This is a genomic window from Sphingomonas sp. OTU376 (assembly GCF_038440415.1).
Classification (GTDB): domain Bacteria; phylum Pseudomonadota; class Alphaproteobacteria; order Sphingomonadales; family Sphingomonadaceae; genus Sphingomonas; species Sphingomonas kyeonggiensis_A.
The window spans coordinates 1-9784 of record NZ_JASATQ010000108.1; the positions used below are offsets into that span (position 1 = coordinate 1).

A 9784-nucleotide genomic window follows, 5' to 3' on the forward strand; every position below is an offset into this window, starting at 1 on the left:
CCCCCCCCCCCCCCCCCCCCCCCCCCCCCCCCCCCCCCCCCCGGGGAGCGGTATGGGTGAATTCGGCAATCCTCCCCCTGTGGGGGGAGGATTTGGGAATTTTTCGCTTTGCGTTGAGGGCAGGCGGCGCGCAGTGCGTAAGGGGCTGGGGAGAAGGCCAGGACTATGGGTGACGATCTGGACGAAATGCTCGGGCGGCTGGCAGCGCGGCCGGTGCATCCGGGGCTGGAGGATATGTCGGCGTCGGTGCTCGACCGGATCGCCGCGCCTCGGCCGCGGCAGGACCGCTTTGCCGTGACCGGCGCGCTGGCGGCGGTGCTGGCGGTGGGCATGGGCCTGGGAGGCAGCTGGGCGATGCAGGCGCCGGCGCACAAGGTCGCGACCTTCGACAGCAGCCTGGCGCTGGCGCCCTCGACCCTGCTGGGCGGCAGCTGATGGGCGCGCGGCGGGTATTGCTGATCGCGCTGATCGCCTTCGTCGCGGCGCTGGGCGGCGTGGCGGCGGGGCGGTTCCTGTGGCCGGCGGCGCAGCCGCCGGGCGGCGAGTTGCATGCGCTGCTCCATTCGGGGCTCGACCTCGATGCCGCGCAGCATGCGAAGATCGAGACGCTGGAGCGGCAGTTCGCGTTGCGCAAGCAGGCGCTGGAGATGGCGCAGCGCGCCGACAATGCCCGGCTGGCGGCGGCGATCGAGAGCGAGCATTCGGCCGGGCCGGACGTGCGCGCGGCGGTCGACCATATCCATGTGACGATGGGCGAGATGCAGAAGGAGACGCTGGCGCATATCTTCGCGATGCGCGCGGTGCTGCGTCCCGACCAGGCGGCGAAGTTCGACAAGGCGGTGGTGAAGGCGCTGACCGCCGAGACCCGGTGAGCCTGGATTTCGCCAGCCTGAGCGACGGCGAGCTTGCCGCGCTGAGCCTGGCCGGGCGGACGGCGGCGTTCGCCGAGATATTGCAGCGGCACCGCGAGGCGATCTACCGGATCGTGGCGGGGTCGATCGGCGATCCCGACGAGGCGCTCGACCTGGTGCAGGAGACGTTCCTGGCCGCGCATGGCGCGCTGCGCCGCTATGATCCGGCGCGGCCGATGCGGGCCTGGCTGACCACGATCGCGATCAACAAGTGCCGGGACTGGGGCAGGCGGCGCGCGGTGCGCCGGCTGATCGCCTTTGCCTTGCCGATCGACGATGCGGCCGAGCGCGTGGCGGAGGACCGGCCCGGGCATGATGTCGAGATCGCCGATCGTGAGGCGCTGGCACGGACGTCGCGGGCGATCGCTGGGCTGCCTTCCTCGTTGCGCGAGGTGATCGTGCTGCGGACGATCGAAGGGCTGTCGCAGGCCGAGACGGCGGCGGCGCTGGGGGTCAGCGAGAAGGCGGTGGAGACGCGGCTGCGGCGGGCGCGGATACGGCTGGGGGAGGTTTTGGGTTCGTGAATTCCCCTCCCTGGAAGGGAGGGGTTAGGGGTGGGTGGATGACCGCGAGATAGCTCGTGTTAGGCGAGCCTCATCCGTATCGCCAGGCCGCCACCCACCCCCGGCCCCTCCCTTCCAGGGAGGGGAGCGAAAAATCGCATGCCGCGGGAGGGCAATCCCGATCTCCCGCGTAACTCCGGGTAAGCGCGGTTCTCGCGCATGGGAGATAGACGTGTTGGATCGGCGGCAGTTGTTGATGGCCGGGGGCGGGGTGGCGCTGGGGGGCTGGTTCCCGGCCTGGGCGCAGAGCAACACACCGGGCGCACTGCCCGAGGTCTCCGGCGAGGACATCCACCTCCGCATCGCCCACCAGATGCTCAGCGTCGACGGGCGCGAGAGCCATGCGATCGGGATCAACGGCACCGTGCCGGGCCCGTTGCTGCGGTTGCGCGAGGGGCAGAAGCTGCGCGTGCATGTCGAGAATGCGCTCGACGAGGACAGCTCGATCCATTGGCACGGGCTGCTGCTGCCCTTCCAGATGGACGGGGTGCCCGGGATTTCCTTTCCGGGGATCAAGCCGCGGTCGCGCTTTATGTACGAGTTCCCGGTCGTGCAGGCGGGGACATACTGGTATCACAGCCATTCGGGGCTGCAGGAGCAGGTGGGGCTATTCGGGCCGATCGTGATCGAGTCGAAGCATGCCGATCCGGTGCGCTTCGATCGCGAGCATGTCGTGATGCTGTCCGACCATAGCCCGCTGCATCCGCATGCGATCTTCAGGAAGCTCAAGCAGCAGCCGGGCTATTTCAACCGGCAGAAGCAGACGCTCACCGGCGCCGGAGGACAGACGGCGAAGGACCGGTTCGACTGGGGCGGGATGCGGATGGACCCGACCGACATCTCCGACGTGACCGGATCGACCTATAGCTATCTGGTCAACGGGCATGGGCCGAAGGACAATTGGACGGCCTTGTTCCGGCCGGGCGAGCGGGTGCGGCTGCGGATCATCAATGCCTCGGCGATGACGATCTTCAATGTGCGTATCCCGGGGCTGAAGCTGACGATCGTCGCGGCGGACGGGATGAACGTGCGGCCGGTGGCGGTGGACGAGTTCCAGATCACCGTGGCCGAGACCTATGACGTGATCGTCGAGCCGGAGGACCGTGCGTACACGCTGGTCTCCGAGGCGGTCGATCGCTCTGGCATGGGCCGGGCGACGCTGGCGCCGCGGGCGGGGATGGTTGCCGAAGTGCCGGCGCTGCGCGCGCGGCCGATCGCGACGATGAAGGACATGGGGATGGACATGTCCGGGATGGATCATGGGAACATGGCCATGGGCGACATGCCGGGCATGGATCACGGATCGATGAGCATGAAGATGCGCGATCCGGCCAATGCGCCGCAGGTGACGATGGGGCCGGGGGTGCAGACGATCGCGCCGATGCCGGTCGACCGCACCGGCGAGCCGGGGCAGGGACTGGGCGATGTCGGGCACAAGGTGCTGGTCTATCGCGATCTCGTCGCGCTGGAGCGCAATCCCGATGTACGGGCGCCGGGGCGCGAGATGGAAGTGCACCTGACCGGCAATATGGAGCGCTTCATGTGGGCGTTCGACGGGGTGAAATTCTCCGACGCGAAGGTGCCGCTGGCGTTCGAGACGGGCGAGCGGGTGCGGGTGACGCTGATCAACGACACGATGATGGCGCATCCGATCCATCTGCACGGCCATTTCTTCGAGCTGGTGACCGGGCATGGCGATCATGCGCCGCGCAAGCACACGGTCAATGTCGCGCCGGGGGGCAAGGTGAGCTGGGACGTCACCGCCGAACCGGGCGACTGGGCGTTCCACTGCCATCTGCTCTACCATATGCATGCCGGGATGATGCAGACCGTCCAGGTCCGCCCGCTCGCGGGGGACGCGGCATGAAGGCGCGGTGGCTGACGGGCGCGGCGGCGCTGGTGCTGGCGGTGCCGGCGATCGCGCAGGACCATAAGGGGCATGACATGTCGTCGATGCCGATGCCCGCGCCCACTCCCACGCCTGCGCCGGCCGATCCGCATGCCGGGCATGACATGGCGGGCGAGGGGGGGAAGGTTGGGACCGACCTGCCGGCGGGCAATGCGACCGCGCCCGCTCCGGTGCCGGGACGCGCGGCGGACCGCTTCTGGGGGGCGGAGGCCATGGCCGCGTCCCAGCGCGCGGTGCGGATGGAGCATGGCGGGATGCAGCTGAGCAAGGTCATGCTCGATCTGGCCGAGGTGCAGGTGCGGAGCGGTGAGACCGGCTATCGCTGGCAGGGCGAGGCCTGGTGGGGTGGCGACATCCACCGGCTGTGGATCAAGTCGCAGGGCGAGGGTGTGTTCCGCAAGGGGATCGACGGCGCCGAGGTGCAGGCGCTCTATGGCCGGGCGATCGATCCGTACTGGAACCTGCAGGCGGGCGTGCGGCAGGACCTGGGGCGCGGGCCGCGGCGGACCTGGGCGGTGCTCGCGGTCGAGGGGCTGGCGCCGTACTGGTTCGACCTGGAGGGTTCGGTGTTCCTCTCGGACAAGGGCGATGTGCGCGCCCGGGTCGAGGGGAGCTATGACCAGCGGATCACCCAGAGCCTGATCCTCCGGCCGCGGGCGGAGCTCAACCTGTCGGCGCAGGACATGAAGGCGAACGGGGTGGGCGCGGGGCTGTCTAGCGCCGAACTGGGGCTGCGGCTGCGCTACGAGCGGGTGCGCGAGTTCGCACCCTATATCGGCGTGAGCTGGGAGCGGAGCTTGGGGCGGACCGCCGACTATGCGCGGGCGCGCAGCGACGGCACGGGCGGGGCGAGCTTCGTCGCGGGCGTGCGGGCCTGGTTCTGAGGAGACCCGGCGCACCCAAATACCGGCCTGTGGGATTTTTGTGCATTTGATGCCCGATTGTCACAAAATATCCACGCAGCGCGCCTAGTGCCCCGGCTGCGGCACGGTAACCCGCCGGTCGCAGCAATTTCGATCACCATTGGGGGTCCCATGCTCGCCCATACGCGACTTTCGTCGCGCGCTTTCCTGCGCGCGCTGTTGATGCTCAGCACCACGGCTCCGGCCGTGATCCTCGCCGCTCCGTCCGCCCATGCGCAGGACTATACCAACATCGCCGCATCGGGCCGGGTGACCGCCGAGGACGGCACGCCGCTCGCCGGCGCCGAAGTGAAGATCACCTCGTCGGACAAGGGCGTCAGCCGCACGGTCACCACCGACAGCTCGGGCGCCTACACCTTCCCGCAGCTCACCCCGGGTAACTACGACTTCACCGTCACCGCCCAGGGCTATGCGACCTATACCGAGAGCGCGATCGCGCTGACCCGGGAGACCGGCGGCGCCAACAGCTTCCGCCTCGCCCCGGCGAGCCAGGACGGCAACGAGATCGTCGTCAACGGATCGCGCCAGCGCACCGCGGACTTCCAGGACACCACCGTCGGCGCGACGATCAACCTCGCCTCGCTCACCCAGCGCGTGCCGATCGGCCGCTCGCTGCGCGACGTGATGCTGCTGACCCCGGGCACCGTGCAGGGCAGCTCGCCCTCGAACGGCGGCTTCGCCAACCAGGTCTCGGTCGCCGGCGCGGCATTCACCGAGAACGCCTTCTTCATCAACGGCCTGAACGTCACCGACTTCGTCTCGGGCGGCCAGCCGACCGAAGTACCGTTCGACTTCTACGAGACGGTGGAAGTGAAGACCGGCGGCGCCCCGGCCGAGTTCGGCCGCGCGACCGGCGGGTATGTCGTCGCCACCACCAAGTCGGGCTCGAACCAATATCATGCCAGCGTGACCGGCATCTGGGAGCCGAACGACCTGCGCAGCACTTCGCCCTCGACCCGCACCACCGACTATCGCCATGCCACGGCGAGCCGGCAGGAGCTGATCTTCCAGGCGAGCGGCCCGATTATCAAGGATCACCTGTTCGTCTACGGCCTCTATAATTTCCGCAACATCCGCTCGATGACGCCCTCGGCGAACCAGAACAACGCGACCAGCGTGGTCAACACCAGCCCGTTCTGGGGCGGCAAGGTCGATGCGTACATCACCGGCGACCACCATCTCGAGTTCACCTATTTCGACACCACCAACGACACCCGCAACCGCAGCCAGAACTGGGATCGCACCAATTTCACGCTGGGCGGCAAGACCGGCGGCACCGATGCTCGCTCGGGCGGCGCCAACTATGTTGGCCGCTATACCGGCACGATCACGCCCTGGCTGACCGTGTCGGGCGCCTACGGCGTCAACAAGCTGCGCTCGGGCAACGTCCCGCTCGACATCACCAACCCGCAGGTGACCGATTACCGCACCGATCCGGCCGGCATCCAGATCGGCGCCAACAAGGTGACCGACGCCTACAGCAAGACCGACAATGAGCGCGAATTCTATCGCGGCGATGTCGACCTGCAGTTCCACCTGCTCGGCAGCCACCATGTCCGCATCGGCTATGACCATGAGAAGGACACGCAGCAGCAGACCTTCGAGACGATCGGCGGCGGTGCGTACAAGATCTACACCGTCACCGCGGAATCGGCGGCGCGGATCGGCCAGGCGGTCGGCACGCAATATTACACCACCCGCGTCTATGCGCAGAACGGCACCGCGCACGTGCGCAACGAAGCCTTCTACATCCAGGACCAGTGGTCGCTGTTCGACAACCGGTTGCGCCTCGACCTCGGCCTGCGCAACGACCGCTTCAGCAACCAGGGCGTGAACGGCAAGTCGTTCTTCGAATCGGGTAACCTCTGGGCACCGCGCGTCGGCGCCTCGTTCGATCCGCTGGGCGACGGGCGCACCAAGATCTTCGGATCCTATGCGCAGTACTACCTGCCGATGGCCGGCGACCTCAACCTGAACGTCGCGGGGAGCCTGATCACCTATACCCGCTACAACCTGTTCACCGGCACCAGCGGCGCGGGCAATGTGCCCAACGCGGGCGCGGCGATCCTGACGGTGGCCAACACCACGGCATGCCCGGACACCAAGGTGAAGAATTGCGAAGTCTCGGCCGATGGCTCGGCGTTCAACCCCTCGGGCGCGATCGCGAGCAACATCAAGCCGCAGTCGGACAATGAGTTCATCTTCGGCGCCGAGCACCAGTTCGCCGACCATGTCCGCATCGGCGCCTATTTTACCCATCGCCGGCTCAAGGACGTGATCGAGGACATCTCGGTCGACATCGGCGCCCGCGCCTATTGCATGACCAAGGGCTTCACCGCGGCGCAGTGCCAGGCGTCGTTCCCGGGCGGCCGCCAGTTCGTCATCGCCAATCCGGGCCGCGACGTGACCGTGCAGCTCGCTTCGCTGCCGGACGGCTCGACCCCGACAGTGACGCTGAAGGCATCCGACCTCGGCTATCCCAAGCCGAGCCGCAACTATGACGCCGTGACGCTCACCTTCGATCGCACCTTCGACCAGAAGTGGAGCCTTTCGGCCTCGTACACGCTCGCGTTCAACAAGGGCAATTACGAGGGCGGCGTCCGCTCGGAGAACGGCCAGCTCGCGATCAACCGCACCGCGGATTTCGACTCGCCGGGCTTCGTCAACGGCGCCTATGGCTATCTGCCGAGCGACCGCCGGCACAACTTCAAGGCCTATGGCAGCTACCGCCTCAACGACATGATCGACGTTGGCGCCAATGCCGTGGTCCAGTCGCCGCAGCACTACAGCTGCATCGGCGCGGTGCCGCTGAGCGTCGATGCCTATGCCAACACCTATCGCGGCTATGGCTATTACTGCCAGGGCAAGCTGATCCCGCGCGGGACCGCGTTCAACGGCGACTGGCGCACCCAGATCGACGTCAGCGCGTCGCTCCGCCTGCCGCTGCCGTACAGCGTGGATGCGTCGATCCGCATCGACATCTTCAACCTGCTGAACAGCAAGTCGGTGACGTCGTACAACAATTTCGGCGAGCAGGGGGATGGCTCGACCAACCCCGACTATCGCTCGCCGGTCAACTACCAGGCGCCGCGCTCGATGCGGCTTACTGCCCGCCTCGGCTTCTAAGGTGGTTCGCCGGGGCCGGTTTCACGCCGGCCCCGGCATTCCTGCTTGCAAATTACCGGGTGCCCAGCATGTCTCTCCGCGCAACCAGCGGAGACAGCGATGGAGGGAGCGATAGAGAAGAGGTCACAGCGCCAGCGCGAGATCATCTCGCGGCTGCGCAGCGGACGAACCCTGTCGGTGACGGCGCTGGCAACGGATCTCGCGGTGTCGGACGAGACGATCCGCCGTGAGCTGCGTGCGCTCGAGGATCAGGGTGTCATCATCCGCGAACATGGCGGCGCGCGTATCGCCGCGCCAGTGCTCGAAGGGCCGCTCCACCAGCGGATGGAGGAGAATGCCGATGCCAAGCAGCGCATCGCAGCGGTCGCGGCCGAGTTCGTGCCCGATGGCGGGATCGTGTTCATCGATTCCGGCACGACGAGCTGCTTCATCGCGCGCCAGCTGGTCGAGCGGCGCTCGCTCACGGTCATCACCAACTCGCTGCGCGTGGCGAACGACCTGGGCGGGATCAACAACAACCGGCTTTTCCTGGCCGGGGGGCAGATGGATTACGACTATCGCGCCTTTTCCGATCACAGCGCGCAGGACTATGTGCGCGGCTTCTCGCCGCATCTCTCGATCCTGTCGGTCGGCGGGATCAGCATCGAGCGCGGGCTGATGGACTTCCATCCGGGCGAGGCCGAGATGAGCCGGATCGCCTATGCGACCTCCAAGCGCGTGCTGCTGGCGGCGGACTCGTCGAAGTTCGGGCGCTATGCGCTGGTGCAGACGGCGGCGCTGACCGATGTCGACATCCTGGTGACCGACCGGCCGCTCGACAGCGACTATGCCAGGGCCTTCGCGCATGCCGAGGTGGTGGTCGCCTGACGGGCGCGGACGGCGCGTAGCAGCGGCAGGCCGGCGGCGAGCATGAGCAGCGCCCCGGCCGCCGCGACGCCGGCGTGGAGCAGCCAGAACTGGCCCGCGGGCATCCGCTCGTAGAACACGCCGCTGAACCCTACCCACAGGCTGGCGAAGAAGCCGTGGAGATAGAAGAGCCCCATCCATAGCCCGACCAGCCGGCCCGGCGCGATCCCGGCGATCAGGCTGAGGCCCGAGGGCCAGATCAGCACGATCGCCATGTCGATCAGCAGCAGATAGGCGAGCGCCCAGGCCAGGGGCATAGCGCCGCCGGTCAGGGTGGTGCCGAGGGCGAGGACGAGATAGCCCGCCGCGCAGAACAGACAGCCGATCAGGATCTGGGTGGCGGCGCTGATCGTGATCCCGCCGCGCTCAAGCATTCGCATCGCCAGTTGCGACACCGCGATCAGCGCGAGGGTGAAGGCGCCGTCGAGCGAGAGGAACCAGGCGACGGGCATCGCCCAGCTGCCCAGCCTGAGGTCGAGATGTGCGCGGGCCCAGACCAGGAAGATGTTGCTGAGCTGCTCATAGGCCGAATAGCAGAGATAGATCGCGGTCAGGGCGACGATCAGCAGCGCGGTGGCGGCGAGCGGGCCGGCTTTCGTGCCGGTGGCGGCGTGCGCCCTGGCATGGACGGGCTCGGTGCCGTTGCGGGCGTAGAAGACCAGGCCGACCAGCAGCGCCAATGCCGCCGCGCCGATCGCATAGGCCGGGCCGGCAAGGGCGGCGAGCGTGCCGCAGACCAGGGGCCCGCAGATGATCCCGGCGTTGAGGAAGCCGAGATAGAGCGCATAGCCGCGCCGGCGCTGCGCCTCGTCCTCGAACAGCAGCCCGACCTGGGCGGACAGGTTGCCCTTGAGCAGGCCGGTGCCGATCGCGAAGGGGACCAGGCCGATCAGGAAGCTCCGGTTGCTCAGCATAAGCATCAGCCCGAGCAGCATCAGCGCGCCGCCGCCCGCCACCATCCGCCGCCGGCTGCCGACCAGGTCGCCGACCAGCCCGCCGAGCGGGATCGAGAGATAGATCAGCGCATTGGCATAGCCATAGAGCTGCGAGGCGAGCCCGGTGGTCGAGACCGGGCCGAAGAGCGCGGTGCTGGCGTCGCGGACGGCGGCGGCGCCGAGGATGCGCGAGAGATCGCCGGCGAGGACGTGATCGACCAGGATCAGCACGAGCAGCGACTTCATGCCGGACATGGCGAAGCGCTCCCAGAACTCCATCGCCGCGAGGACGAGGAAGCGGGGGCTCAGCAGTTTGTCCGTTGCAGCGCCCGATTCCATCTCGCCCGCCTTTGTCCGGCGGTGCTGCTAGGGGCGGTTCGCAACAGGGTTATGACAGTCTGCATCATGGGCGCGCGCATATCAGCTGTTCCCCGGCGGAAGCCGGGGTCCAGGGTCACGAGCGGGACGGCAGAGAAACCCTGGGCCCCCGGGGGGGGGGGGGGGGGGGGGA

The 9784-nt window shown here is 67.9% G+C and carries 8 protein-coding genes; 7 read left to right on the plus strand and 1 reads right to left on the minus strand.

The features are described from left to right. Positions 1-165 precede the first annotated feature (165 nt). The 7 genes from AAHM44_RS23970 to AAHM44_RS24000 all read left to right on the plus strand — a co-directional run bounded on the left by AAHM44_RS23970 (position 166) and on the right by AAHM44_RS24000 (position 8299). Positions 166-435 carry a hypothetical protein gene (locus tag AAHM44_RS23970; protein WP_269575486.1) on the plus strand — a complete coding sequence of 90 codons (270 nt, stop codon included), beginning with the start codon at positions 166-168 and terminating at the stop codon, positions 433-435. Continuing rightward, positions 432-872 (plus strand): Spy/CpxP family protein refolding chaperone, encoded by a 441-nt coding sequence (locus tag AAHM44_RS23975; RefSeq protein ID WP_269576463.1) that lies wholly within the window; start codon positions 432-434, stop codon positions 870-872. Before AAHM44_RS23970 ends, AAHM44_RS23975 begins: the two co-directional genes overlap by 4 nt. Continuing rightward, positions 869-1435 (plus strand): RNA polymerase sigma factor, encoded by a 567-nt coding sequence (locus AAHM44_RS23980; RefSeq protein ID WP_342251565.1) that lies wholly within the window; start codon positions 869-871, stop codon positions 1433-1435. The genes AAHM44_RS23975 and AAHM44_RS23980 overlap by 4 nt, the downstream gene beginning before the upstream one ends. A gap of 235 nt (positions 1436-1670) precedes the next feature. Continuing rightward, positions 1671-3341, plus strand: a complete 1671-nt coding sequence (locus tag AAHM44_RS23985) for a copper resistance system multicopper oxidase (protein ID WP_446746024.1) — start codon at positions 1671-1673, stop codon at positions 3339-3341. Then, a complete protein-coding gene (locus tag AAHM44_RS23990; RefSeq protein WP_342251567.1) occupies positions 3338-4267 on the plus strand; it encodes a copper resistance protein B in 930 nt (309 codons plus the stop codon). Before AAHM44_RS23985 ends, AAHM44_RS23990 begins: the two co-directional genes overlap by 4 nt. 150 nt (positions 4268-4417) lie before the next feature. Then, positions 4418-7432: a TonB-dependent receptor gene (locus tag AAHM44_RS23995; protein ID WP_342251568.1), complete on the plus strand. Its 3015-nt coding sequence runs from the start codon at positions 4418-4420 to the stop codon at positions 7430-7432. A gap of 99 nt (positions 7433-7531) precedes the next feature. Next, entirely contained in the window at positions 7532-8299 is a 768-nt protein-coding gene (locus tag AAHM44_RS24000; RefSeq protein ID WP_342251569.1) for a DeoR/GlpR family DNA-binding transcription regulator, read from the plus strand. On the opposite strand, the gene AAHM44_RS24005 is transcribed toward AAHM44_RS24000, so the two are convergent. Beyond that, on the minus strand, positions 8257-9612 hold the full coding sequence (locus AAHM44_RS24005; RefSeq protein ID WP_269575481.1) for a POT-type proton-dependent oligopeptide transporter: 1356 nt from the start codon (positions 9610-9612) through the stop codon (positions 8257-8259). The genes AAHM44_RS24000 and AAHM44_RS24005 overlap by 43 nt on opposite strands. Positions 9613-9784: the final 172 nt, after the last annotated feature.

Bases quoted from the DNA above. Each gene is read 5' to 3' on its own strand.
- AAHM44_RS23970 (WP_269575486.1), top strand. From the start codon at position 166: ATGGGTGACGATCTGGACGAAATGCTCGGGCGGCTGGCAGCGCGGCCG.
- AAHM44_RS23985 (WP_446746024.1), top strand. From the start codon at position 1,671: ATGGCCGGGGGCGGGGTGGCGCTGGGGGGCTGGTTCCCGGCCTGGGCG.
- AAHM44_RS23990 (WP_342251567.1), top strand. From the start codon at position 3,338: ATGAAGGCGCGGTGGCTGACGGGCGCGGCGGCGCTGGTGCTGGCGGTG.
- AAHM44_RS23995 (WP_342251568.1), top strand. From the start codon at position 4,418: ATGCTCGCCCATACGCGACTTTCGTCGCGCGCTTTCCTGCGCGCGCTG.
- AAHM44_RS24000 (WP_342251569.1), top strand. From the start codon at position 7,532: ATGGAGGGAGCGATAGAGAAGAGGTCACAGCGCCAGCGCGAGATCATC.
- AAHM44_RS24005 (WP_269575481.1), bottom strand. From the start codon at position 9,612: ATGGAATCGGGCGCTGCAACGGACAAACTGCTGAGCCCCCGCTTCCTC.